Source organism: Paenibacillus sp. AK121, from assembly GCF_019042715.1.
Taxonomy (GTDB): domain Bacteria; phylum Bacillota; class Bacilli; order Paenibacillales; family Paenibacillaceae; genus Paenibacillus; species Paenibacillus polymyxa_C.
Genome location: NZ_JAHPJM010000001.1, coordinates 363,486 through 388,229 on the forward strand (window position 1 = coordinate 363,486; position 24,744 = coordinate 388,229).

Annotated in this window: 20 protein-coding genes; 17 read left to right on the forward strand and 3 right to left on the reverse strand. The window is 46.7% G+C overall.

Going from position 1 to position 24,744, the window contains the following annotated elements; translation table 11 throughout:
• Positions 1 to 26: 26 nt before the first annotated feature.
• The 7 genes from KSP24_RS01635 (at position 27) to KSP24_RS01665 (ending at position 7,045) form a co-directional block, all read left to right on the forward strand.
• Positions 27 to 932, forward strand: a complete 906-nt coding sequence (locus KSP24_RS01635; protein ID WP_216974313.1) for a hypothetical protein — start codon at positions 27 to 29, stop codon at positions 930 to 932.
• Between the two features lie 212 nt (positions 933 to 1,144).
• A complete protein-coding gene (dapD, locus tag KSP24_RS01640; protein ID WP_013372273.1) occupies positions 1,145 to 1,858 on the forward strand; it encodes a 2,3,4,5-tetrahydropyridine-2,6-dicarboxylate N-acetyltransferase in 714 nt (237 codons plus the stop codon).
• A gap of 181 nt (positions 1,859 to 2,039) precedes the next feature.
• A complete protein-coding gene (locus KSP24_RS01645) occupies positions 2,040 to 3,176 on the forward strand; it encodes an N-acetyldiaminopimelate deacetylase (RefSeq protein ID WP_216974314.1) in 1,137 nt (378 codons plus the stop codon).
• A 76-nt stretch (positions 3,177 to 3,252) separates the two neighbouring features.
• On the forward strand, positions 3,253 to 4,362 hold the full coding sequence (locus KSP24_RS01650; RefSeq protein WP_216974315.1) for an ABC transporter ATP-binding protein: 1,110 nt from the start codon (positions 3,253 to 3,255) through the stop codon (positions 4,360 to 4,362).
• Complete coding sequence (locus KSP24_RS01655) at positions 4,352 to 5,164, forward strand: ABC transporter permease (RefSeq protein WP_216974316.1); 813 nt, start codon at positions 4,352 to 4,354, stop codon at positions 5,162 to 5,164. Before KSP24_RS01650 ends, KSP24_RS01655 begins: the two co-directional genes overlap by 11 nt.
• On the forward strand, positions 5,154 to 5,975 hold the full coding sequence (locus KSP24_RS01660; protein ID WP_216974317.1) for an ABC transporter permease: 822 nt from the start codon (positions 5,154 to 5,156) through the stop codon (positions 5,973 to 5,975). Before KSP24_RS01655 ends, KSP24_RS01660 begins: the two co-directional genes overlap by 11 nt.
• Positions 5,972 to 7,045 (forward strand): ABC transporter substrate-binding protein, encoded by a 1,074-nt coding sequence (locus KSP24_RS01665; RefSeq protein ID WP_013372268.1) that lies wholly within the window; start codon positions 5,972 to 5,974, stop codon positions 7,043 to 7,045. Before KSP24_RS01660 ends, KSP24_RS01665 begins: the two co-directional genes overlap by 4 nt.
• Before the next feature lie 519 nt (positions 7,046 to 7,564).
• Here the strand turns inward: KSP24_RS01665 and KSP24_RS01670 are convergent.
• Positions 7,565 to 8,719, reverse strand: a complete 1,155-nt coding sequence (locus KSP24_RS01670) for an aminotransferase A (protein WP_216974318.1) — start codon at positions 8,717 to 8,719, stop codon at positions 7,565 to 7,567.
• Positions 8,720 to 9,169: 450 nt separating this feature from the next.
• Between KSP24_RS01670 and KSP24_RS01675 the strand changes: the two genes are divergently transcribed.
• From KSP24_RS01675 to KSP24_RS01690, 4 genes are all read left to right on the forward strand, one after another.
• Positions 9,170 to 9,571 carry a VOC family protein gene (locus tag KSP24_RS01675; RefSeq protein ID WP_216974319.1) on the forward strand — a complete coding sequence of 134 codons (402 nt, stop codon included), beginning with the start codon at positions 9,170 to 9,172 and terminating at the stop codon, positions 9,569 to 9,571.
• A gap of 109 nt (positions 9,572 to 9,680) precedes the next feature.
• On the forward strand, positions 9,681 to 10,211 hold the full coding sequence (locus KSP24_RS01680; RefSeq protein ID WP_216974320.1) for a GNAT family N-acetyltransferase: 531 nt from the start codon (positions 9,681 to 9,683) through the stop codon (positions 10,209 to 10,211).
• A 198-nt stretch (positions 10,212 to 10,409) separates the two neighbouring features.
• Positions 10,410 to 11,819 (forward strand): aspartate ammonia-lyase, encoded by a 1,410-nt coding sequence (aspA, locus tag KSP24_RS01685; protein ID WP_013372264.1) that lies wholly within the window; start codon positions 10,410 to 10,412, stop codon positions 11,817 to 11,819.
• 166 nt (positions 11,820 to 11,985) lie between these two features.
• Positions 11,986 to 12,582 (forward strand): restriction endonuclease, encoded by a 597-nt coding sequence (locus KSP24_RS01690; RefSeq protein ID WP_064962057.1) that lies wholly within the window; start codon positions 11,986 to 11,988, stop codon positions 12,580 to 12,582.
• A gap of 89 nt (positions 12,583 to 12,671) precedes the next feature.
• Here KSP24_RS01690 and KSP24_RS01695 read toward each other — a convergent pair whose 3' ends face one another.
• Complete coding sequence (locus tag KSP24_RS01695) at positions 12,672 to 15,848, reverse strand: bifunctional cytochrome P450/NADPH--P450 reductase (protein ID WP_216974321.1); 3,177 nt, start codon at positions 15,846 to 15,848, stop codon at positions 12,672 to 12,674.
• A gap of 296 nt (positions 15,849 to 16,144) precedes the next feature.
• On the opposite strand from KSP24_RS01695, the gene KSP24_RS01700 reads away from it, so the two are divergent.
• The 6 genes from KSP24_RS01700 (at position 16,145) to KSP24_RS01725 (ending at position 24,174) form a co-directional block, all read left to right on the forward strand.
• Entirely contained in the window at positions 16,145 to 17,149 is a 1,005-nt protein-coding gene (locus tag KSP24_RS01700; protein WP_216974322.1) for a BMP family lipoprotein, read from the forward strand.
• A 27-nt stretch (positions 17,150 to 17,176) separates the two neighbouring features.
• On the forward strand, positions 17,177 to 18,841 hold the full coding sequence (locus KSP24_RS01705; protein WP_216974323.1) for a methyl-accepting chemotaxis protein: 1,665 nt from the start codon (positions 17,177 to 17,179) through the stop codon (positions 18,839 to 18,841).
• Between the two features lie 205 nt (positions 18,842 to 19,046).
• Positions 19,047 to 21,488 (forward strand): helix-turn-helix domain-containing protein, encoded by a 2,442-nt coding sequence (locus KSP24_RS01710; RefSeq protein ID WP_216974324.1) that lies wholly within the window; start codon positions 19,047 to 19,049, stop codon positions 21,486 to 21,488.
• 129 nt (positions 21,489 to 21,617) lie between these two features.
• Complete coding sequence (locus tag KSP24_RS01715; protein WP_216974325.1) at positions 21,618 to 22,625, forward strand: tripartite tricarboxylate transporter substrate binding protein; 1,008 nt, start codon at positions 21,618 to 21,620, stop codon at positions 22,623 to 22,625.
• Between the two features lie 48 nt (positions 22,626 to 22,673).
• A complete protein-coding gene (gene kdgT / locus KSP24_RS01720) occupies positions 22,674 to 23,675 on the forward strand; it encodes a 2-keto-3-deoxygluconate transporter (RefSeq protein WP_013372256.1) in 1,002 nt (333 codons plus the stop codon).
• A gap of 145 nt (positions 23,676 to 23,820) precedes the next feature.
• On the forward strand, positions 23,821 to 24,174 hold the full coding sequence (locus KSP24_RS01725) for a hypothetical protein (protein ID WP_216974326.1): 354 nt from the start codon (positions 23,821 to 23,823) through the stop codon (positions 24,172 to 24,174).
• Between the two features lie 82 nt (positions 24,175 to 24,256).
• Here KSP24_RS01725 and KSP24_RS01730 read toward each other — a convergent pair whose 3' ends face one another.
• A complete protein-coding gene (locus KSP24_RS01730; protein ID WP_137078933.1) occupies positions 24,257 to 24,739 on the reverse strand; it encodes a helical membrane plugin domain-containing protein in 483 nt (160 codons plus the stop codon).
• Positions 24,740 to 24,744: the final 5 nt, after the last annotated feature.

The following is a 24,744-nucleotide window of genomic DNA, read 5'->3' on the forward strand; positions in this document are numbered from 1 at the left end:
TGTATAACATCGTGGAGGTGGATTTTATGAAAAAACATAACACATTTTCAATCATACTACTGACTGTCGTGGCAGTGCTGGCTCTATCAGCCTGTGGTACGAAACCGCAAACCAATAACAATGCACCTCAAGGGGCAGACCAACCGCAAACGCAACAGCCGCAAGCCACTCCGGATCCGGTCGCTGAGCCGCAGGTTAAAAAAGGCACAGGTGTATACAACGGAGCTGCTGACCCGCATACGGTAGAGATTGAAACCAATGGCGAAGCCCAATCCTTCCAGCTAGGAGAAGGCCTAGACACGGTAATAGCTGGGCTTAAAGAAGGTGATCCAGTAGCGTTTGAATATACCGAAAAAGTAGTAGAGGGCGACGCGACAGCGAAGCAACTGACTTTAACGAAAATACAAAAGACAGAGGCTTCAACAGATAGCAATCAAAACGGAAGCTCTGGTCAACAAGTAGGCGGGGATCGCGCGAAAACTCAAACTTTTGAGCTTAACCTTGAAGGGAAAAAGGAAAAGCAGACAGCAACTTTGGCAAAGGGAGAGGGCTATTCGTTGTATGTGTTTGATCCGATGTCCCTGTTTCCCGATCAAAACCGTGTCGCTTTAGCGGTAGATGATAACTACTACGCCGAAATTACGAAGCTGCCCTCCAACTTTAATTTAGATGAGCTTCAAAAAGATGGCGAGAAGGACCTGGCTTCCATAGGCAAGGTACAAAAGCTGGACAAAGCAGCCGTGCCTCAAGCGCTGACCAGCAGCCGTCTGTTCTTGCAAGCGAACGGTTCGAAGATCACCCAACAATATATTGTTGTGGAAAATACTACGGGCGCTTTCAGCGTGAAAGTGAACATTCCACATGGTGAACCTGCTGAAGGATTCGAATCCTTCATTTATACATCGCTGGAGAGCCTGCAAGCTAATAAATAATCCTGTTTAAAATTAAGGTGGTCGCTGGCTTATAATCATGAATTTAAGGCAGTCAAACTGCTGAGATTTGTTGTTTTACGTACTGGATTAGCGATTCGAAGGTCTAATCTGTAATTGCGAGACCTGCACTTTTGTGCTATAAAGGATGAGAGAATAAGATCATTCCGGCTTGCGAAGTCGTATGAAGCGATGAAGGAGTTGTTAGATTTAATATGTCCATCGAAATGAATACACAAGAAGTCATCAACGTGATTAAAAACAGCAAGAAAAAGACGCCTGTTAAAGTATATGTAAAAGGGGCTTTGGCTTCCGCATCTTTTGGCGAGAATGTTCAAGCTTTTATTTCTGGAGACAGCGGTGTGGTATTTGGTGATTGGGCTGATATCAAGCCTGTACTGGATAGCGCAAACGCGAAAGAAGAAGATTATGTGGTGGAAAATGACCGCCGTAACTCTGCTGTTCCAATGTTGGATCTGAAAGGCATTAATGCACGCATTGAGCCAGGCGCCTATATCCGCGATATGGTGGGCATTGGTAACAACGCCGTCATTATGATGGGCGCAGTGATTAACATTGGCGTTACGATTGGTGAAGGCACCATGATTGATATGAATGCTGTACTGGGCGGTCGTGTTAAAGTTGGCAACATGTGCCACATCGGTGCAGGCGTTGTCCTTGCAGGTGTCATTGAGCCACCGTCCGCACAGCCTGTTATCGTAGAAGACGAAGTATTGATCGGTGCGAACTCGGTTGTACTGGAAGGCGTACGCATTGGTAAAGGTGCAGTTGTTGCAGCCGGAGCGGTTGTAACTGAAGATGTGCCTCCATACTCCGTAGTAGCTGGTACACCTGCACGTGTAATCAAACAGGTCGATGACAAGACCAAATCCAAAACTGAGATTTTGAAAGAACTGCGCGTTCTGTAAGAAGGCAACGTTTTTAGGTACCAAAGGTGAACGATTCCTTGTCAGGAGCATAATACACTGACAGCATAACATAGGGACGAAGCACAACGGACAAGGCTCGGCGGCTGCGCCGGGCTTTTGTCCTTTTATTCTTTTGCCCGATAAGAGCTGATGAGCTATAAAAAGGAGGCGTAGCAGCAAAATGAGCACAGCCGATGATCGTTCTTTTGTTCAAATACGAAGGGATCTGCATCAAATTCCCGAGCCAGGGTTTGAGGAATATAAAACACAACAATACTTGCTGAACTACTTGGAAACGCTCCCTCAGGAGCGGCTGGACATTCGTACGTGGCGTACGGGCGTGTTAGTACTTATTCATGGAACGGCTCCTGAGCGCCGCTATGGATATCGTTGTGATATGGATGGTTTACCGATTGAGGAAGAGACGGGTTACGATTTCCGTTCGACTCATCCCGGCTACATGCATGCTTGCGGACACGACTTACATATGACGATTGGATTGGGAATTGTTACTCACTTTGCGAGCCATCCGATTAAGGATGATCTGGTCGTGTTGTTTCAACCAGCTGAGGAAGGACCTGGTGGAGCCTTGCCTATGCGGGACAGCACGGAACTGGCCGACTGGATGCCGGATGAAATTGTCGCATTGCATGTTGCACCAGAATATCCTGTAGGCACCATAGCCACTCGCCCGGGCATCCTATTTGCCAATACATCGGAGCTTTTCATCGACCTCAAGGGTACGGGGGGGCATGCGGCGTATCCACACAAGGCGAATGATATGGTAGTGGCTGCTTGTCAGCTAGTGGGACAATTACAGACGGTGGTAGCCCGTAATGTGAATCCACTGGATGCAGCGGTCATTACGGTTGGTAAGGTTAGCGGAGGCACGAAGCAGAATATTATCGCGGAAACCGCCCGTTTGGAAGGTACGATCCGAACGTTGTCTGCCGATACGATGACGCTGGTTAAATCGCGGATTGAGGCGCTGGTGCGTGGTGTGGAAGCTGGATTTGAATGCCAAGCGAAGATTCATTACGGCTCCAATTATTTGCAAGTATACAATGAAGCCAAGGTGACTGAGGAATTCATGAAATGGGTTAGTAATCGGCAGGATGTGCAGCTTGTTGAATGCGGAGAAGCGATGACCGGAGAGGACTTCGGGTATTTTCTGGAGCGAATTCCTGGCCTGATGTTCTGGCTTGGCGTGGATACGCCTTATGGCTTGCACCATGCTAAGCTGGAGCCTGCAGAGGAAGCCATCGAGGTAGCTATCCGAGTGCTGACAGACTATTTTACATGGAAGTCACAAGGGTGAATGATACAGCCTGAATAATTATTTTTAATGTAGAGAATGTAATGGAATGAAGTCGAATTTTTTGAAGGAGGGTGTTATGGGAGAGCAAACCATCATCCGATTTGAACGGGTGACCAAACAATATGACAACGATCCCCCAGTGCTGGCGGATGTCAGCTTTGAGATTGAGCGTGGCAAATTCTATACACTGCTGGGTCCTTCCGGCTGTGGTAAAACGACGATTCTGCGTATGATTGCAGGTTTTGCAGAGCCGACAGAGGGCTCTATTTATTTGAATGGAAAACTCATTAATCGTGTTCCAGCCAACGAGCGGCAGGTCAATACGGTTTTTCAGGATTATGCGCTATTTCCACATCTGAATGTGTTTGAAAATGTCGCTTTTGGTCTGCGGATTAAAAAGATGAACAAAAAGGACATTCAGGAGAAGGTGACACAGGCGTTGTCCTTTGTCAATCTGGAAGGCTACGGCGAACGGGAAATTTCTGAAATGTCCGGGGGACAGCGTCAGCGTGTAGCTATTGCACGGGCTATCGTCAATGAGCCTGATGTTCTCTTGCTGGATGAACCATTGTCGGCACTGGATTTAAAGCTGCGGACAGAAATGCAGTATATTTTGCGTGAAATGCAGCAGCGACTTGGAATCACTTTTATATTTGTTACGCATGATCAGGAGGAAGCACTGGCCATGTCAGACGAAATTTTTGTCATGAACAAGGGCAAGATCGAGCAGAGTGGGACACCAAATGATATCTATGATGAGCCGATTAATCGGTTTGTTGCTGATTTTATCGGCGAATCTAATATTGTTCCTGGACGTATGATCGCGGATTACCAAGTGGAATTCAACGGCCGACAGTTTGAATGTGTCGACGGAGGATTGCGTCCGAACGAACTGATTGAAATTGTGATCCGGCCCGAGGATTTGGAGATTACGAGTGTTGCTGAAGGCAAGCTGCGGGTAAAGGTGGATACTCAATTGTTCCGTGGGGTTCACTATGAAATAAGCTGCTATGATGATTCAGGACAGGAATGGCTCGTGCATTCTACCAAAAAGGCGGAGCTGGGAAGTGAAATCGGCCTGAAATTTGACCCGGAAGCCATTCATGTCATGCGGTTCGGGGAAACAGAGGAAGAATTCGATCGGCGTCTGGAAGCCTATGAAGAGGTGGATCAGCATGTCCGGTAATGCAAGAGCAGCGTATCTGCTGCCTTACTATTTATGGATTTTGCTGTTCGTGGCAGCTCCAGTTGTACTTGTATTTTACTATTCACTGTTTGATGTGGATGGTCATCTCACATTCAGCAACTACGCTCAGTTTCTGACACCTGTTTATTTAAGCATGACGCTTAGCTCGTTTTGGTATGCATTTCTGATCACTGTATTTTCACTGCTCGTGGCGTATCCGGCGGCATATTTGCTTACTCGCACCAAGCATAAGCAACTGTGGCTGTTGCTCATTATTTTGCCAACCTGGATTAACCTGTTGCTCAAAACGTATGCTTTTATCGGGATTTTCGGGACTTATGGTCCGGTAAATGCGGTATTAGGCATGGTTGGGTTGGGCGGTCAGCAAATATTGTTTACCAGCTCCAGCTTTGTGTTTGTATCTGTTTATATTTTTGTGCCTTTTATGATTTTGCCCATCTATAATGCGTTGGAAGGTTTGAATCCTTCACTGCTGGACGCAGCCCGTGATTTGGGGGCCTCCAAATGGACCGCATTTCGCAGGGTTATTTTTCCGTTAACACTTTCGGGTGTGCGGTCTGGTTGTATGGCTGTGTTTATTCCAGCGTTGTCGCTGTTTATGATTACCCGTCTGATTGCAGGTAACCGTGTGATTACGCTGGGGACGGCGATAGAGCAGCATTTTCTAGTTACTCAGGACTGGGGTATGGGCTCAACAGTGGCTGTGTTCCTGATTTTGGCGATGGCGATCATTATGCTGCTCACCTCGCGAACGAAACGGAGGGTGCGGCATGGTAAATAAAAACCGATTCGGGAATATATATTTGGTGATTGTTTTTCTCGTGTTGTATGCGCCTATCTTGTATTTGATGTACTATTCCTTCAACAGCGGCGGGACCATGCACGAGTTTGAAGGCTTTACACTTCAATATTACAAAGAGGTGTTTGCAGACACCCGCTTGATCATTATTGTTATTAACACCTTAGTAATCGCTTTGCTGTCGTCTGCGTTGGCTACGATTATTGGTATCATAGGTGCGCTGGCTATTCATCAGATGCAGAACCGTCGAGTCAAAAATACGTTGTTGTCGCTCAACAATGTACTGATCGTGAATCCGGACGTCATTATTGGCGCTTCCTTCCTCATTTTGTTCACGATGGTTGGCATTAAGCTGGGTTTTTACTCTGTTTTGTTATCCCATATTGCGTTTAGTGTGCCGATTGCGGTCATTATGATTTTGCCGCGGCTTCAGGAAATGAGCCCATCCCTGGTGGACGCTGCGCGTGATTTGGGTGCCAGCCGGCTGGATGTGCTGACCAAGGTGATTTTGCCCTTTATCAAGCCAGGGATTTATGCGGGCTTTTTTATGGCGTTAACGTACTCGCTGGATGATTTTGCGGTGACCTTTTTTGTGACAGGCAGTGGCTATTCGACCTTATCGGTGGAAATATACTCACGGGCCCGTCAAGGGGTTTCCTTGTCCATCAATGCGCTGTCCACGCTCATATTCCTGTTTACTGTGCTGCTGGTGGTGGGCTATTACTTTATTATGCGCAAGGCGAATCGTAATGGTAAAAAAGAGCCTGCGGCGGAAATGGGGGTGCCTAGATGAAGTCGCTTGTGCGCGTGTTTCTGTCCATTTTCATCATCTCGTTTGGTCTGATGGGCGTGGCAGCCTGGTTGAACTCCAGTCAAGGCTACTCCGGTGGTAACACACTGACAGTGTACAACTGGGGAGACTACATTGATCCTGAGCTGCTGGAACGGTTTCAGAAGGAGACGGGGATTACCGTCATTTATCAGACATTTGATTCCAATGAGGCGATGCTGACGAAAATCGAGCAGGGAGGCACTTCGTTTGATGTAGCGGTTCCCTCGGAATACGCTTTGGCTAAAATGAAGCAGGAGCACTTGTTGCTCCCGTTGGACCATAGCAAGCTACCGAATTTGAAGCATGTAGATTCTCATTATCTAAACCTTTCGTTTGACCCAAATAACCAATATTCGGTTCCGTATTTTTGGGGTACAGTCGGGATTGTGTTTAACCCGGAGCTGACCAAAGGCATTGATTTTCATAGCTGGGATGGCCTGTGGGACCCGAAGCTGCGTAATAACCTGTTGCTGGTTGATGGAGCTAGGGAGATTATGGGCATGTCGCTGAACAGTCTCCACTATTCCTTGAATGATACAAACAAGGCGCATTTGCAGCAAGCTTTGACGAAGCTGGAAAAGCTAGCACCTAACGTCAAGGCTGTGGTTGGCGACGAGATTAAAATGCTGCTAGCCAACGAGGAAGCTGCTGCTGGAGTTGTATGGTCCGGTGATGCGTCTGAAATCATGGATCAGAACGATAAGCTGGATTACGTCGTGCCAGATGAAGGGTCCAACCTGTGGTTTGATAATATAGTTATTCCAAAAACGGCTACCCATGTGGATGCGGCTCATAAATTTATCAATTTTATGATGCAGCCCGATGTAGCCGCTCAAAATGCTGAATTTGTGGGGTATTCCACACCAAACAAGGATGCAAAGAAATTGCTGCCTGAAGATATTTCTGGCGATGAGCGGTTCTATCCTCCATCTGAAATTACAGATAAGCTTGAAGTATACGATAACCTAGGCAAGCGAATGCTCGCTCATTATAACGAATTGTTCCTGCAATTCAAAATGCATTTAAAGTAGGAGAGTGGCGTGTGGATACGGGGTGGTGCTTTAAAGGCCGCTGCGGAGGCGGATGGTGCTTACCATCGCTGTTAAATTCCGATTTTTATGATTACCGCATAAAGGTGAAAATCGGGATTTAAAGGCGCCGCTTCGCTTGTCCAGCACCATTCCGCCCCCTTCGCTGTGCCGTGCTTAAAGCAACGTACCCCTGAATCCCACGCCGACGGTGAGGGAGTAGTGAAAGCAAACAGGCCCTTGAACCACCCGTGTAGGTGATTCAAGGGCCTGTTTTGTTTACTCACCGCGTGAGGCGGGTGAGTAATGTTTTTAACCCTACCACTCCACACACGTTAGATAATTGTGGGACTTTAAGGCGGACAGTGAAGGGAAGCGGGCCATTTGAATCTGTAGAAGCGGCAGCGTTCGCTTTTGCGGTGGGATTCTTACCTATAAGTGTTTTATTCATTCAAGAATCCCACCGCAACAGCGATCGGAAGATCAAATGGACTGCGTAGCGCCTCTAACCACCTTAACTCCCTACAACCCTCTAACAAACCTCTCTATTTTATCCAACCCTTGCTCCAGCACATCCTGTCCGTAGGCGTAAGATAAGCGAATGTAACCTTCGCCATAGGAAGAAAAGGCATCTCCCGGCACGACAGCCACTCCTTGCTCTTCCAGCAGCTTTAAGGTGAAGTCCATTGAGCTTAATCCAAAATGGGCGATGGAAGGGAAGAGATAGAAGGCTCCTTCGGGCTTCTCCAGTGGAATTCCCATATCAGCCAGTCTTCCGTGTACATAGTCACGACGTTTGCGGTACTCATCGCGCATCGGAAGTGCATCATCCACCCCAGCGGTCAGGGCTTCTAGTGCTGCATATTGGCTAATTGAGCTAGCACAGGTCACGTTATATTGATGCACTTTGACCATGTGCTGTGTGATTTCAGCAGGTGCAAGTGTAAAACCAATGCGCCATCCTGTCATGGAATGTGATTTGGAGAGACCGTTAATGACGATGGTACGCTCCCGCATACCTGGAAGAGTTGCAATAGATACGTGCGGTGTATCGTAAATCAGTTCGCTGTATATTTCATCTGAAATGATAAACAGATCGCGTTCTTTGAGTAAATCCGCGACTGCTTCCAGTTCTTGGTGACTCATCACCCGTCCGGTCGGATTCGAAGGATAGCCGAGAATGACTGCTTTTGTCCGCTCAGTCAGATAAGGCTCCAGTACCTCTGCCGTTAGCTTGAATCCGCTGTCGCGGGTGTCAGCCAACACTGGAATGCCACCTGACAAACGGATCAATGGCTCATATCCTGGGTAAATCGGCACAGGTAGAACAACTTCGTCTCCGGGTGACAAAATTGTGCGCAGGGTAATATCCAGGGCTTCACTGGCTCCGTTCGTCACGATAACCTCATCCAGTCCACGGTAATTCAGACCGTATTTACGGGCTACAAACGCTGCTGCAGCTTCTCGTAATTCCGGCAGTCCCGGATTAGGTGTATAAGTGGTTCGGTCTTCATCAATCGCCCGATGGGCAGCTTCCATAATATGCGTAGGGGTAGGGAAATCCGGCTGCCCAATCGTTAATGACAGAGTTCCGGGTAATGCGGCAACTTTGTTGGCGATTTTGCGGATGCCGCTGATTTGAATATTTTTGACCTGGTCGTTAAGCAAATGCTCCATAGCGTGTGTGCCACCTTTTTCTGTATTAGAACAAGTTTACAATAATATGATCTGATTATGCTACGGCAAGAAGAATTCATTTTACATATTTAAGGTACTAAATTGGCTAATTTGTGGTATCTTAATTATAGGATAAGTTTGTAAGCGCAATCATATGGAGAATGGGGAGGGAGTAGCTTCTATATTCAAGAGTTGGATGATCGAGTGGATCAGGATGAAAAAACATCTGAAGCCATTTTGATGTACTAGCCTGGTCATGGTGTAAAGCTAGGAGATAAGGTAAGCATTGGTAGTTCGGTGAAAAACACTCGGAAAGAGCGTAGCAAGCAAGCCAATTGACTTATCGACCATAGAACTATGTAAATGTCAGATTGATTGACTTTGTGAGATAGTTAAGTTATCTTTTGTGGAGAAGTCGTATGATAAAGTAGAAGGAAGAGGTGAAGCATCGTGGGAGTAACAGCTAAACAAATCTTTGTGAATTTACCAGTTAAAAACCTGCAACACTCCATTGATTTTTTCACTACCATCGGATTTGAATTCAACGCTCAGTTCACGGATGAACATGCAACCTGCATGATTGTTAGTGAGCATATTTTTGTCATGCTATTGGTTGAAGAACGTTTTAAAGCGTTCACTACAAAGGAAATTTCAGATGCCATGAAAAGCACAGAAGCGATTGTTGCTCTTTCGGTGGAGAGCCGAGAAAAGGTAGACGAGATCGTCCGCAAAGCTTTGGAAGCAGGCGGCAAACCCTCAAATGAGCCTCAAGATCATGGTTTTATGTATGGATGGAGCTTTCAGGATTTGGATGGTCATCTGTGGGAGTTCTTTTATATGGCAGAGCAGTAATAGAAGTAAGGGTGATTAAGTAAACGAAGTATGATGGTAAGTAATCTGTCCTAAAAAGATAGTTTACTTTCTTTCTTGCATGTTATCGAACTCATCAGGAGGAATTACAATGTCTAACGAAGTGAGAATATACCCTGTTCAAGTGCTCAGCGAAACATTGTCAGATTCACTAAGCCGGCTGTTGATTGACGTGGTTGCTGATGGTGCATCTATAGGTTTCTTACCACCCCTAGGGTATCAGGAGGCAGCAGCTTATTGGAACAGTGTGCTTGAGGACGGTGTAGTACTGTGGATTGCCGAGAAGGACGGAGTACCTGTTGGGACGGTTCAGCTTCAGTTAGCCCAAAAAGCAAACGCTACACATCGTGCGGAAATTGCAAAGCTTATGGTGCATCCGTCTGGACGCAGGCTTGGGATCGCACGACAGTTAATGAAGGCAGCCGAAGAAGAGGCAGTGCGTCAGAATAGAACTCTACTGGTACTGGATACGCGGGTGGGAGATCCTTCTAATAGATTATACGAGTCGATCAGGTTTGTGGAAGCTGGTGTTATTCCGAACTACGCTCAATCAGCCGATGGTCAGCTGCACGCCACTCGATATTATTATAAGCCTTTAAATCCGTATTCCAGTCATTGCTGAGCATTGGTCGAATAACCGTGGTATTTACGGGTAATCATAACTTGTCATAGGATTACATAACCTTTTTCCGCGTTTATTCGACTGGTAAAGCACGGGAATTGGAACGTATAATGAAGAGGAGATCAGAAAAGGTCTTTTTTGTCATTTGACTGTACTGAATTGAAGAACGTAGCAAACACAGCGGAGGAATCAAAGAATATGAGGCTGGAGCATGATTTTTTAGGAACCAAGGAAGTGCCGTCAGATGCTTATTACGGTGTACAAACTCTAAGAGCAAAAGAAAATTTTCCAATTACAGGCCAACGATTGCATCCTGAGTTGATTAAAGCCATGGCGATTGTAAAAAAGGGAGCAGCGACGGTAAACATGGAACTAACCCGTCTACATCGCTCCAAAGCAGAGGCCATTATTCAGGCTGCTGACGAGATTATTCAAGGACAGTTGCATGATCATTTTATCGTCGATCCGATTCAGGGCGGCGCAGGCACGTCCATTAATATGAATACAAATGAAGTGATTGCGAACCGCGCGCTGGAGCTGATCGGCAAGCAGCGAGGAGACTATCAGGAAATCAGTCCTAATAATCACGTTAATATGGCGCAATCGACAAACGATGCTTTTCCTACGGCCGTACATTTGGCTGTATTAAGTATGATTGATAAGCTGTTAGTCACCATGAGTGAGCTTCAGGAAGCATTTTCCCGCAAGGCCAATGAGTTTGATAGTGTGATCAAAATGGGTAGAACTCACTTGCAGGATGCAGTACCGATCCGATTAGGGCAGGAGTTTCAGGCTTATGCGCGTGTACTGGGCCGTGATATCGGACGTGTCCGTGCGACCAAGGAGCACCTGCTAACGATTAATATGGGTGCAACAGCGGTGGGTACTGGCTTGAACGCAGACCGCCGATATATTCAGCGTGTCGCTGAGGTACTGGCTGAGGTCAGTGGCTTTCCTGTGGAAGCAGATGAACATCTCGTAGATGCCACACAAAATACGGATGCCTATACCGAAGTGTCTGCTGCCTTAAAGATTTGTATGATGAATATGTCCAAGGTGGCTAATGACATCCGCTTGATGGCTTCTGGACCTCGTGCTGGTCTGGGAGAATTGAGTCTGCCTGCTCGTCAGCCAGGATCATCCATTATGCCGGGCAAGGTAAATCCAGTCATGTGTGAGGTCATTAACCAAATTGCTTTTCAGGTCATTGGTAATGATCATACAATCTGCTTGGCTTCGGAGGCGGGCCAACTGGAGCTGAACGTGATGGAGCCTGTACTTGTCTATAATTTGCTGCAATCGCTGGAAATTATGAAGCAGGGCTTCCACGTTTTCCGTGTTCATTGTGTGGAAGGAATTGAAGCAAATGTGGAGCGGTGCCGTGAATATGTAGAGAACAGCGTAGGTATTATTACAGCGCTCAATCCGCACCTCGGATATGAGGTAGTATCACGCATTGCCCGCGAAGCAATTACGACTGGCAAATCGGTACGTGAATTGTGTCTGCTGTATAATGTACTGACTGAGGAAGAATTGGACATTATATTGGACCCGTACCAGATGACTCAGCCTGGTATTGCAGGAGAATCTTTGCTGAATCGTGAATAATATTGCGGAGTTTAGAATGTAGGCAACTTTGAGATAAAATGAAGGCAGCCCCGTCGAATTCGGCGGGGTTGCTTTGTGTAAAACTGTGTCAGTGTGATAGGTGGTAACGGTAAGCCTACTAAGGAATATACCGCTTGCATACCTGCTGTAGAAAAGGGGAAGAGGAATGCTGCTGGAGCAATTATCGGCATATAAGGAATTAGGAATAGGACTTATTGTATTACTATTACTGCTTGTGCTCACCATCAGGGGGATGATACGTGGTCGTCGGAATCGGATTTTACGTGATCTGGACCCGCGTAAAATTGGAATTCAGGATATAGATCGTATGGAAGACGGCTCGGAATTTGAGCTTTATTTGCAGCGGCTATTATCCGCACTTGGCTATAAGGACATTTATAAAACAACCAGCAGCCGGGATTTTGGAGCAGATCTGGTATTTACAGACCGAGAAGGCGCCAGAGTCGTAATTCAGGCCAAGCGTTATGCTGTACAACATCCAGTAGGCTTGGGGGCTGTACAGGAAATTTACACTTCCATGCGTTATTATGCGGCCGATAAGTCTGTTGTCATCACCTCCGGACGTTACACGGAATCCTGTAAAACACTTGCTGCTGTCAACGGGGTTAAATTATTGGACCGCAATGATTTGGTGGATATGATTGACCTGTTTAAAGCCAAACGTCGTGAGGAGGTCATGGAACGTATAGAAAGTAAAACCGACGTGGTTGCCTCCAAATGGTGGAGCAAGAGCAAATCATAAAAGGGACTGAACTACTAGCCAACGAGATCGATGCCTGGTAGTCAGTCCCTTTTATTTTTAACATGATGGATCTTTATATACCGTTATCATCAGATGCCTGTCCAGACATCCTTGGCATAGCGTTTTTCCTGTTGGAGATGATCCAACCATTGCTGCGCTTCTTCTTTACTTGTATGGTGTATATCCGCGTAGGCCGCACAGAGCGTGTCTTCAACGTCGGGGGCCATCCGGCTACCATCACCGCATACATACAGATGCGCTCCTTCATCAAGCAAGTGAATCAGAGTGTCTGCATCTTCATTCATAACGTGCTGTACATACCTTTTAGGTTGACCAGGCAGACGTGAAAAGGCTGTATGAACCGTAACGATTCCTTCCTGCTCCCAGGCTTGCAGCTCTTGCTTGTATAGATAATCGAGCTTTGGATCACGGCAGCCATAGTATAAATGAGCCTCGCCGAGCTGTTCTCCTCTCTCCTTAAGCACATGGCGTGTTTGGAGAAATCCGCGGAATGGGGCAACACCAGTACCCGGACCGACCATGATGACAGGCACGGTCGGGTCTTCCGGCAAACGGAAGCCAGACTGAGGCTTTCGCACAAAAATGACAACCGGATCATCTGGTTGGAGCTGTGCCAAATAATTGGAAGCAATACCGAGGTATTCGCCCTGTCCGCTACGTGCTGGTCCACGCACAACGCTCACAGTTATACTCGCTGAATTCTCCGATTCAAGCGGAGAACTGGAGATGGAGTAGTATCTAGGCTTGAGTGGTGGTAACAGCGAGATGAAGTTATCAAATGGCAGCTCACAGGCTGGATACTTCTCCAGAATATCTAGCATCGTGACACGCTTCTTTCGTATCTCTTGATCAAAGGCAGTATCCTCCAGCAAAGCTTCGATTTCTTTCTTGTGCGGAGGACACACTGTAAAGGATGCCAGTTGCCGTAGCTGGGCTCTGGTCGCCGGTTCTTGCAGTTCCACACTGAGAGTGAGCAAATCTCCTACACTGACAGGCCGATCTAAGGGGAGATGTGCCGCATCCCGGTCACTGCCTCTCAATACGATGTAGTTTTGATCCTGTAACTTAAAGCGTTGCATTACCCTATTCACCAGCAAAGCAGGATTACGCGGCAAAACACCCAGATGATCACCCTCGCGATAGGACATTCCGCTTGGTAATTGGATCTCCAGATGCCGAGTACTGCGTTCACTTTCAGCAGCGTGCAGTTCACGATTCACAGTAACAACGGCAGTAGCTGCCTCATAGTTGGCCGCCAGAGGAGCGCTAAGTACGTCGCTTACAAACTCTATGCTCAGACTGCTGGTGTCCTGTGGTTCTGTATCACTGTGCTCTATCCCGAAAGCATTCAGCAATTCCGGCCATAAGCCGTGGTTCCAGACTTCCCAATCCTTCTCGAAGTCACCACTAGCGTCGCCCTCGCCGCGATCATACAGTCGTTTTGCCCCTTTGGCAGCCATCAGTTCATCGATCATCCTTGGAATACGCTGATACGTGCTGGCCCAATTCCGGTCACCGCAACCAAAGACAGCGTAGCTTATGCCTGCCAATTGTCCCTCATCTACCTCCTTCAACCATTCTACGAAGGCATCAGCATTATCCGGCGGATGCCCGTTATAAGATGCGGTCGTAATAAGTACCACGCCTTCTTTAGGCAAATGGTCCACATGATCATTCAGAGTTGCTATGCTGCTGTTGAAACCCCATTTCCGACCTAAATCGGCTAGTTCACCTGCAAGTCCCTCAGCTGTACCCAGATTCGAGCCGTATAAAGACAACAAAGAAGTATCATGCTTTTCGGCATGGGGGGCTGCAACTTTTTGTTCCTCCTTTTCATGAAGTTCTTGAGCGGCACCTGGCAACATGATGGTAGTCTGTGTGCTGCGCGGACGTACTTGAATGGTGAAGCCTTCCGGCTTGAGCGTAAGCGTTTCTTTGACTTTCAACTCATAATGAGTATGATCAATCAGCTCAAAATGTTTCAGTACCATCCCCAGCACAAGGGTGGCCTCCTGTAAGGCGAACTGTTGTCCAATACAGGCTCGTTGACCGTTGCCAAAGGGTTTGTAGGCATCTTGCGGAATGGCGGAAGGGTCCTCGAAGCGTTCCGGTCGAAATTCCTCAACATCTTCGCCCCAAGCCTCGGTATCACGGTGCAGTTTCGGGATGAGTACATTGACGCTGTCGCCTTTTTTAAGCGGATAGGTTCCGTCGAGCAGTGTATCTTCTTTGGCAAAGAGAGAGAAGGCGGGCGCTGTCGGCCATAGCCGCAGGGCTTCATTCAGTATCATCCTTATGTACTTGAGCTCACGCACCTGAGTATAGGAAGGCAGCGAATCGGTCAGCACGCGATCTACTTCTTCATAGGCTTTAGTTAGCGTTCGTGGATTTTTAAGCAAATAGTAAATGGCAAAGGATAAAAGCCCACTGGTCGTTTCATGACCGGCGATGAGAAAGGTGATGATCTGATAACGGATATTTTCATCATCCAGCGTTTCACCTGTTTCCGGGTCCTTGCCTTCCAGCATACGTGCCAGTAAATCCTCTTCACCTTGGTTGCCCACGGTTTTGCGTTCTTGAATAATGCTGTCCACTAGAGAGAACATCGTTTCGATGTCGTGTTTAAACTGTTTTTTCTTCGATAACATCAACCTGTTTTGCAAATTGAGGCGTTGCAACTGACCCATTGCTTCATCCAGTGCGCGTGTCATACTGGTCACGAACGGATGGGGCTGGTCGCGGTAAAAGCTGTTAAAACGATAATTAAAGCCGCATAATCCGATGGTATCCAAAGTCAGCCGGGTCATATCTTCCGGTACCTCTACACTTTCATCTGGATTGAGCCGAGACCATTTCTGTACCAGCTGAACAGCAAGATCAAGCATCATATTGTGGTAACCCTTCATAGCCCGCTGACTGAAGCTTGGTAGCAATATTTGGTGGGCCTTGCGCCAGTTCGGTTCCTCAGTCCAGCTTGTGAATAGTCCGTCTCCGGCAAAAGCTCGTACTTTTTGTAAGGGAGCCCACACCTGTTTGTCGAAACGGGATTCATCACAAGCATCTGCGACCAGCTTATGACCGGAAATATAAATGTTCGTTCCTTCAGGCAGATCCATGCGAAAGATGGGACCGTGCTCATTAGCAAGCTTAACCAGAGACTGGACAGGGGCATGTGTATCGATCAAGGGCAGATTTCCTAAGGGACCATATGTTTTAGGCTGCGGAATTGAATTTGTTGAAGTCATTCTAAATGTAGCTCCTTTCAGTTTCAACATAGAGTGATGGTTTCAGTTTCAAAATACCTAGGTTTTTCAATGGAAATTACACTTTAATCTTTCGAGATAAACGGAGATAAATGAATTTAGACAGTTCGTATAATAAAAACAATGAAAAATATACATTTTTTACATAATAAACAAAGACATCACACTTATCACACTTCTATTAACAATGAATTTACAGAAATTCTTATGAAAAAATATGCTTTTATAACCGATATAAAGATGTTGGGGATTTGCATTTTATGTTGAGGTGATATGTCATGAAGAAACGAGCTCTATTATTAACTTTTAGGTGGATTCCCATTGTCACGATCTTTGCATTATTGCTAAGTGCATGTGGGCAATCAGACGTACAAACCAAGGCCGAACCCATTAAGGTGGGAATCGTACTGTCAGATATTGGTCTGGGTGACCAATCTTACAGCGACGCGGCTTTTCGAAGTTTAGTCAAGGCACGGGATGAGGGGAAGATTGTTTTTGAATACCGGGAAATAACTGAGACCAAGACGTATGATGCTGCTTTTAATCAGCTTGTTCAAGAAAAAGCAGATTTAATCATTGGGTTGGGTTATATGGTGAAGGACAGTTTGGAGGCCGTTGCCAAAAAGAATCCAGACCGTAAATTTTTAATCGTGGATGAAACATCGGAATTGCCGAATGTGGCCTCCATTACGTTCAAAGCAGAAGAGGGCAGTTTTATGGCCGGAGTTGTTGCCGGTTTGACGAGTCGTACGGAACAGGTGGGTTTTCTTGGAGGTGCGGAATCTCCTCTGCTGAAAAAGTTTGAAATTGGGTATCGTGCAGGGGTGCAATCAGTCAAACCTAATGCGAAAGTTACGGCAACGTATGCAGGAGATTTTGGCAAGCCGGAGCTGGGTACGAAAATTGCAGATGACATGATCAACCAGAATCAGATTGATGTCATTTTTGCAGCAGCAGGGCTAACCGGTGTAGGTGCATTACAGGAAGCGCAGAAGCAGCATAAATTCGCCATCGGGGTCGATAGCGACCAGTTTTTTATTGCGGAAAAAGCGGTAGTGACCTCAATGATTAAAAATGTAGACACTGCAATTTATACAGTAGTCAAAGGTTTTGCAGATCATCAAAGAAAATTTACGGAGAAGGATATGGTGTTTGGACTTGCGGAAGAAGGTATAGGCTTGGCGCCTATTCGTGTCGTGACACTGAATCCGGATCAGCAAAAGGTGATGGATGATTTAATGGAAAAAATCAAATCCGGCACACTTACTGTACCCACCCAATAAATTTTCGCAAATGGAGGATGAATACTGATGAAACTGCAAGGTAAACTGGTGCTTAACGCGATGATTTCCCTGATCGCTTGCCTGGCTTTAGTAGCTTATATCATTTTTGAATTGTTACGTATTAACGCTCAAAGCAGTAATCTGGTTCCAGCTATGTTGAATGTACAGCAGCTTAATGCCTATTTGATTCAGTCGGGGCAGGCGCTGCAAAATTATTCTACTTCCATGACGGAGAGCAACAAAGCCGATGTGCAAAATCAGCTAACTCAGTCTGAAAAAACGATTACTTTGCTTTCACAGGGCATGATGCAGACCGAAGCACAGCAAAAGCGACTGGATACGATTAAAACAAAATTTAACCAATTGAAAGCAGCAACGGAAAAAGCGATGAGTGCTCAGAACAGCCCAGAATCCAAACGAGAGGCCATGCGTGCCCAGGGGATTCAGAATGATGTATTTATGCTGGATCTACTGACCAAGGCGCGTTACGACCAATACACAGAAGAGTTGACCAAGAGTATTCGTTTTACTTGGCAATTAGCCTTGACAGGCGCAGTTCTACTTCTAGTGGCGGTTGGGCTATATAATACATATACCTCCAGGCAGCTTGCCCTTAGAACCCGCAAGTTAACGGATGCAGCGAAGCAAATTGCCGAGGGGAATTTAACCGTTCAACTTCCTCAAACAAAGGGCGCAGATGAACTGGACGAGCTCAATGAATCTTTCCGTGTTATGATTGGGAACTTGCGCAGCATTGTACTCTCCATTGATCAGGCGGGGAATCGTGTCGATCTGATGGCTCGGGATATTGATCAGCACAATGAGGCCATGAAGGAAATTGTGACACAAGTCAGCACATCAACAGAGGAACTTGCGATAGGTAGTCAGAAAATTGCTGAGGACCTGTCAACGACGGTTGGCGTGGTGGATGATATGCAGCAGAAGTTTGAATCAAATCTGCTGGAGACCACGCAATCCACCGCGTATAGTGAGGATGCTTTGCGTGTCATTGAGCAGGGTGCGCGTGTCATGAGTGATCAAATGCGAATCGTTGCGGAGAATCGTTCAGCAATGTCCGAAGTGGAGCAAACAGTCAGAGAGCTGGAGTCTAATGCAGCCGAGATCACAACTATGACCGGTTATGTATCTGAAATTGCCAGCCAGACGTCGCTCTTATCCTTGAATGCGTCGATTGAGGCTGCACGTGCGGGTGAAGCGGGAAAAGGCTTTGCTGTTGTTGCCAATGAAGTGAAAAAGCTGGCGAGTCAATCTGAATCTGCTGTAAAGAAAATTTATACCGCTGTTGAGGGGATCACGCAGGCTATGGATAAGGTGAAGGCTTCTGTGGAGCAAAGTCAGGAGCTGTTCCGCGAGCAGGAGAAGGCAACCTCCTCCACCGGAGAATCGTTTAGAGAGATTAGTGGCAAAGTGCAGCAAATTGCCGGCCAAGTCAGCAAGTTATCCATAGACATGAATGTATCGCGAGAACTGAGTGTACAGGTGCAGCAAGCTATTGAGAATATTAGCGCAATCACTCAGCAGTCCGCCGCAGGCAGTGAAGAGATTACGGCTTCCACGGTGGAGCAGAAGCGTTCCTTCGAGGAATCGGCTGAGAAGGTAAAGGAGCTTCGCCAGATTCGCGAGGAGATGCAGCGGGAACTGAATCGTTTTCAGGTGGAAAAGACGAGCTAAACACTGTAATACGAATACCTATGCTGCTGACCAATGAAGGCAGGCAGCACGTAAGAAGAAGTTCTACCTTGTACAGGGAGACTTCTTCTTTTTATTTTTTATGATGTGACTTCTGTTAAGTTTGATTTGTAAAGGCAGGAAATTCCACTTCATGCGTCAAATAGATGTAGAGGTAATATGTCATCTAATATAGAGTAAGAGGAAGATGGACAACGTAGTCCGGAAGGATGAAGTTACAGGAATGTTGCGACTTAAGCTTCGATTGATACTGAAAAATAAGCAGACAAGACTGATCCTGCTGCTCACGCTGTGCGTGTCGCTCGTGATCAGCGTGATCGGCTTGCTATCGTATTCAAGATACCGTGAAGGTTTGGATACCGAGCTGAACACACCTAATATAGAATTGTTGCAAATCAATCTGGATGTGACCAATCGGGCTTTCCGTGAGTCGGATAACAAGGCGCTGGATGCGGCTTATCATCCGGATGTAGAGCCTTTTATACGTATTCATACGGACGGAAAGTCGGTATCCAACAAAGCTTCCGTTATAGATCGGCTTCAGAAATATTTGAAAACCCTTTCTTCGAGCGAAGAAATTTATTCGGTTGAAGTCATTTCTTTGGAGAATCATGCTCTCATCTCCAGCAATTATGGTTATTTGCCCGATTGGAACCAGGCACCGGATACAACCTGGGTTCCCTGGATTCAGAACATTCAAAAAAAGCCGCTACTGATTAAGCGAAGATGGTATGGCACGGATCAACAGCATGGCACGATAGAACTGCTCTCGCTGGCTAGGCCTATAGTCGAGAATGGACAGGTCATGGGTGCAGTGTTAATCAATCTGGATTACGACTGTTTTTTCTCCAAACTGTATATTCATTTATCCAACTCGCAATACGTCTATGATCTGGAGGGCGAGCTGATCTATCCCAAGCTGAGATCGTCCTTACCCTTAAATGAGATGGGCAGGGTTTTGAAAGAGCTGGATGTGAATCCTTACGCTTATGTAGAAATTGGAGATATGGAATATATGGCGAACCAGACATTCTCCGATGTCACAGGGTGGCGTCTAGTATCACTCGTGCCGATGGACAAGCTGCTGAAAAATGTCAAGCTGGCGCGCAATATGATGCTGTGGCTGGCCTTGATCTCTATCCTGGCTGGGTGCTCAGCGGTTTACTATTACAGTTATGCCGCTTTTCGCCCCATGAAAAAAATTAATAGCCTCCTGAATTCAGGCAATAAGGGAACACGCCAGGGAGGATTGTATGATTTGGAACCCGTGATTAGCAAGTTGGTTGGAGAATTTCACCGCAAATCTTTGGTGGTAGAGCGAAGCTTGCCGGAGCTGCGATCCAAATATATAGAAGATGTCATCCAGCGTAGAATGGGTATACAGGAAATGCGTACGAAATGGGAACAGTATTTTTCCGATTGGGACCGTAATTCTTTGGTTGTTATGGTCGTGTCGATTGATCGGTATTCTATGTGGACCGCAAGCTTTCCAGAAGAGGACAAAATGCTGCTCAAATATGCGCTGAACAATATTTTGCTGGAGATGCTTGAGCCTCAGTGGAAAGCAGTCAGTGCGCCGGAGGAGGAGAATGGTCTGGTTGTCCTGCTGCAGCTCAGGGAGAGTGTATATGAAGTTGGAGCAGAGGGAGTAGCCAAAGAGAGAACATGGCTTCGTAAGAGCGTTGACAGGCTAATTCAGGTTGTTGGGGAGTATCTTCCCATGACTATTTCGGTAGGAATCGGCCATAAGGTCACAGATATTCAAGAGGTACGGGCGTCTTTTATACAAGGAAAAGAGGCGCTTAATTTACGTTTATACGAGGGGTATGGACGTTCACATATGAATATGAGCAGCAACATAAATGTGAGATGGGATTGCATAGGGGATGTGCAATCACAGGATCAGGCTCAGGATGCAAGATTACTGGACCATCGGCGTGTGGATCTGATTCGTGCTGTGGAGTCACAGGAGCCTGGTGCAAGTGCAAAGCTAGTCAGCCAGTGGGTAGAAGAACTTCGACACTATAGGACATCTCCAAACCAGGTCTACCTATTTGTTCATGAACTGCTGGAAGATTTGCTAAAATGGTGTGCCACTCAGAGTGTGACACCGCCAGATCAGCTCGCTGATTATCATTGGAATCAGATTCTGACGCTAGACCTTCAAGACATTGAGCTTTTGCTGGCCATTATGTTGAATGATATTGAAGAAAAATGGCATGGACGCCAACAGTCCAAAGATTTTGTACGCGTACAAGAGATGATCGACTATATGGAAAACTATCTGCATTTGAACATCGGGCTTCAGGAAATTGCGGATCATGTTCACATGAGCGTGTCCTCGGTGAGCAGTATGTTCAAGGAGGAAACGGGGAGTACCGTTTACGATTATTTGACTGGATTACGTGTCAAAAAGGCATGCATATTGCTATGTGAAACGCATTTGAAAATTGGTGAAATTGCAGAACAGGTCGGGTACCGAAATGAGAACAGCTTTATTCGTGTATTCCGCAAGTATAAACAAGTGACCCCAGGGAAATTCAGACAAATCAACAAATCTTCTAATGAATATGCAGATCGGTCAAAAGATCGGCGCTTTGGTGAAATCGAAGATAAATACGAGGATTAGGCGATAGATGTGGACTTCCACGGTGCGGTACATTGACTTCATGTAAGCGTGAACAATATGTCCGTAAAGGTTGGAGGTGACAACGGGTGCAAGATGGGCCCAGTTCATTTTTGGAGAAGAGGAAGCGTAATGAAGAAAAAGCCATGGCAAAAATATGTGCTGGTTGCGGCAGGAGTGGCTATGCTTTCTGCCTTGAGTATCAGTGAATATGTGGATCACCGTACCCTGCAGGATCACAGTCGTATATTTCCTGCGAAGCCAGTAACGCTTGTCGTTCCATATGCGGCGGGGGGCGGTACAGATATTACCGCAAGAGCGTTGGCTAAAGCCGCCGAAAAGCATCTCGGGCAGCCGATCATCGTCGTTAATCGAACAGGAGGCGGCGGTTCTGTCGGGCTGATGGAGGGAGCTGAGGCGCAGGCGGACGGTTATACCGTAACGTATCTGGTCGCTGAACTGACTACATTACCACATTTGGGACTGCTACCAATCACCTACGAGCGTTTTAAGCCGCTGCTTCAAACCAATATGGACCCTTCTGCCATTACGGTTCGGGCGGATGCGCCTTGGAAGACAGCGGAGGCATTTCTGGAGGATGCTAGGGTCCATCCAGGCAAGCTGAAAATGGGTAATGCAGGCACAGGAAGCATCTGGCACCTCGCTGCCGCGATGCTGGAGCAGAAAAGCGGAGTCCGCTTTACCCATATTCCTTATGAGGGAGCAGGCCCAGCAGTTTCTGCTTTAATGAGTGGTTTCGTGGATGCTGTACCCGTCAGCCCCGCAGAAGTAAAGAAATACGTGGACGATGGGAAGCTTCGCATACTGGCGATCCAAGCAGACACTGTTTCGGAATCGTTTCCAAAGGTGCCGACACTTCAGCAGGCGACTGGGTTACGTGTCCATTTTATCGGCACTTGGAGAGGGCTGGCTGTACCCAAGGATACACCGAATGAGGTGGCTCGAACGTTAGCGGATGCACTGATCAAGGGGACGAAAGACGAGCAATTCAGGGAGGAAATGCGGAAGCATGGGTTAGGGTTGCGTGTCCAGGATGCAGAGGCATTCGCACGTCAACTGAAGGATAGTCATGATACTTTCGCCAAATTAATTCCTGAACTCGGCTTAAGTCGCAAGTAAAACGGCCTTGTTTTTGCATTGGCAAAAACGAAAGGGTTGAATGAAGTTATGAAAATCAAACAAAATATCGATAAAATTCCTGGGGGCATTATGCTGGTGCCGCTGTTTATTGGCGCACTTTTTCATACGTTTACTCCATGGGCAGGCGACTATTTTGGATCTTTTACCAAGGGATTGATGACCGGTACGGTGCCCATTTTGGCAGTGTGGTTTTTTTGTATGGGTGCTTCCATAGATGTGCGAGCGACAGGCACTGTATTGCGTAAATCGGGAACGCTCGTATTGACTAAAATCGCGGTCGCCTGGGTCGTGGCGATCATAGCGTCCAGATTGCTGCCTGTTGGCGGCGTAGAAAGTGGGCTATTTGCAGGTTTGTCGGTGCTGGCGCTGATCTCGGCTATGGATATGACGAACGGCGGGCTCTATGCCTCCATTATGCAGCAGTATGGCTCCAAGGAAGAGGCAGGAGCATTTGTGCTGATGTCACTGGAATCGGGCCCGTTGGTGACCATGCTTATTCTAGGTAGTACCGGACTGGCCGTTTTTGAACCGCAAACATTTGTCGGTGCCGTATTACCATTTTTGGTCGGCTTTATGTTGGGCAATCTGGATCATGATTTCCGTAAATATTTTGGAAACGCGACACAGGCTCTGATTCCATTTTTTGGTTTTGCACTGGGGTGTTCTATTGACCTGAGTGTTATTGTTCAGACAGGCGTACTAGGTATTTTGTTGGGCATTTTTGTCATTATCATTACAGGTATTCCGCTGATTCTGGCGGACAAATATATTGGTGGTGGCAATGGTACGGCAGGAATTGCAGCCTCCAGCACAGCAGGTGCAGCGGTAGCCAATCCAGTCATTGTTGCCAATATCAAACCTGAATTTTTGCCTGTTGCACAATCTGCCACAGCATTAGTAGCCGCTTCGGTCATAGTGACCTCTATTTTGGTGCCAATTCTGACGGCATACTGGGCCAATTATATGAAGCGCAAGGGGGAGTCCAAAGGAGCGGGACCTGTAACTCCTGGGGCGAATGTACCTAAATAAAGTTTGAATAATGAGGGCTCAATTCAACGACGTTACCATTACCCGGGAAATGTTGTGTCAGTTGCAGTTACACCTTATATCCTGACATGATAAAACTTGTCCTAAAACGCTTCTGCCAACATACATATGTAAGCAGAGGAGCGTGATGGAATTGGAAAACAAGGTGCGTCGCTATTACCAGTTAAAGCAAAAGCAAAAAGAAATTGAAGGCGAACTGGCTGATTTGCGTAATGACATTACCGCTCATTGTGCAGAGCAGGAAGTATCCGATTGGGAAATTGGCAACTACAGAGTCAGGATTGTACAGCAGCAGCGCAAGGAATACGATCATGCGAAATTGTATGATGCATTGCCTGATCCTCAATTATGGCGTTTATTTTCCAAGCCGGACACTTCAAAAATTTCCAGCTTGCTAAAACTTAAGGTTATCGCGGAGGAGCAAATAAAAGATGCTGTTTCTCTTAAAACGGTGACGTTGTTACAGGTGGATAAAAAATAAATAAAAAGAGCTGGCTCCGAAAACGGGGGCAGCTCTTTTTATTATCTGTGGTTAGCAGTCTTCCACTATCATATCTATTAAGCTATTTATCAGACAAACCTTTTCCCATGCCTTTGAGAAAATGAATACCGAACCCCATAGCCCGGTTTACATCCGGATCATTCATGGCCTTCATAAGATCACGCAGGCGAGTCTTTTTATTCTGCTTTAGATGCTCTTCGGCTTCATTCAGGCCCGTAGTGACGCTGCTTGCCAGTTTTTTCATCAGCTCGGGGTCTACCTCGGACAGCATCCCTGCTGCACCCATCAGATTATTGATCATGTTCGTCACAGGCTTGCGCGTCGCTTGTCCTACAGCGATTTTGGCGATGGTTTCTTTGGCTTTTAGCATAGACTGGGCTGCTTCGAGAAGACCGCTGTCATGCAGCTCCCGTACAATCTCAAGTGTCTTCTGCAATGCCGCCCCATTGTCCGCCAGATCGGCAGTCAGTTGATCCAGGGATTGTTTTTGCCGTTCTTCTGCTGTCAAAATACGTTTTCTCACAATTGAAATAGGCTTAGCCATGGTTC

What these genes read in the sequence shown, in the direction of transcription:
- KSP24_RS01635 (WP_216974313.1), top strand. Translation starts at nt 27, where the DNA reads ATGAAAAAACATAACACATTTTCAATCATACTACTGACTGTCGTGGCA.
- dapD (WP_013372273.1), top strand. Translation starts at nt 1,145, where the DNA reads ATGTCCATCGAAATGAATACACAAGAAGTCATCAACGTGATTAAAAAC.
- KSP24_RS01645 (WP_216974314.1), top strand. Translation starts at nt 2,040, where the DNA reads ATGAGCACAGCCGATGATCGTTCTTTTGTTCAAATACGAAGGGATCTG.
- KSP24_RS01650 (WP_216974315.1), top strand. Translation starts at nt 3,253, where the DNA reads ATGGGAGAGCAAACCATCATCCGATTTGAACGGGTGACCAAACAATAT.
- KSP24_RS01655 (WP_216974316.1), top strand. Translation starts at nt 4,352, where the DNA reads ATGTCCGGTAATGCAAGAGCAGCGTATCTGCTGCCTTACTATTTATGG.
- KSP24_RS01660 (WP_216974317.1), top strand. Translation starts at nt 5,154, where the DNA reads ATGGTAAATAAAAACCGATTCGGGAATATATATTTGGTGATTGTTTTT.
- KSP24_RS01665 (WP_013372268.1), top strand. Translation starts at nt 5,972, where the DNA reads ATGAAGTCGCTTGTGCGCGTGTTTCTGTCCATTTTCATCATCTCGTTT.
- KSP24_RS01670 (WP_216974318.1), bottom strand. Translation starts at nt 8,719, where the DNA reads ATGGAGCATTTGCTTAACGACCAGGTCAAAAATATTCAAATCAGCGGC.
- KSP24_RS01680 (WP_216974320.1), top strand. Translation starts at nt 9,681, where the DNA reads ATGTCTAACGAAGTGAGAATATACCCTGTTCAAGTGCTCAGCGAAACA.
- aspA (WP_013372264.1), top strand. Translation starts at nt 10,410, where the DNA reads ATGAGGCTGGAGCATGATTTTTTAGGAACCAAGGAAGTGCCGTCAGAT.
- KSP24_RS01690 (WP_064962057.1), top strand. Translation starts at nt 11,986, where the DNA reads ATGCTGCTGGAGCAATTATCGGCATATAAGGAATTAGGAATAGGACTT.
- KSP24_RS01695 (WP_216974321.1), bottom strand. Translation starts at nt 15,848, where the DNA reads ATGACTTCAACAAATTCAATTCCGCAGCCTAAAACATATGGTCCCTTA.
- KSP24_RS01700 (WP_216974322.1), top strand. Translation starts at nt 16,145, where the DNA reads ATGAAGAAACGAGCTCTATTATTAACTTTTAGGTGGATTCCCATTGTC.
- KSP24_RS01705 (WP_216974323.1), top strand. Translation starts at nt 17,177, where the DNA reads ATGAAACTGCAAGGTAAACTGGTGCTTAACGCGATGATTTCCCTGATC.
- KSP24_RS01710 (WP_216974324.1), top strand. Translation starts at nt 19,047, where the DNA reads ATGGACAACGTAGTCCGGAAGGATGAAGTTACAGGAATGTTGCGACTT.
- KSP24_RS01715 (WP_216974325.1), top strand. Translation starts at nt 21,618, where the DNA reads ATGAAGAAAAAGCCATGGCAAAAATATGTGCTGGTTGCGGCAGGAGTG.
- kdgT (WP_013372256.1), top strand. Translation starts at nt 22,674, where the DNA reads ATGAAAATCAAACAAAATATCGATAAAATTCCTGGGGGCATTATGCTG.
- KSP24_RS01725 (WP_216974326.1), top strand. Translation starts at nt 23,821, where the DNA reads ATGGAATTGGAAAACAAGGTGCGTCGCTATTACCAGTTAAAGCAAAAG.
- KSP24_RS01730 (WP_137078933.1), bottom strand. Translation starts at nt 24,739, where the DNA reads ATGGCTAAGCCTATTTCAATTGTGAGAAAACGTATTTTGACAGCAGAA.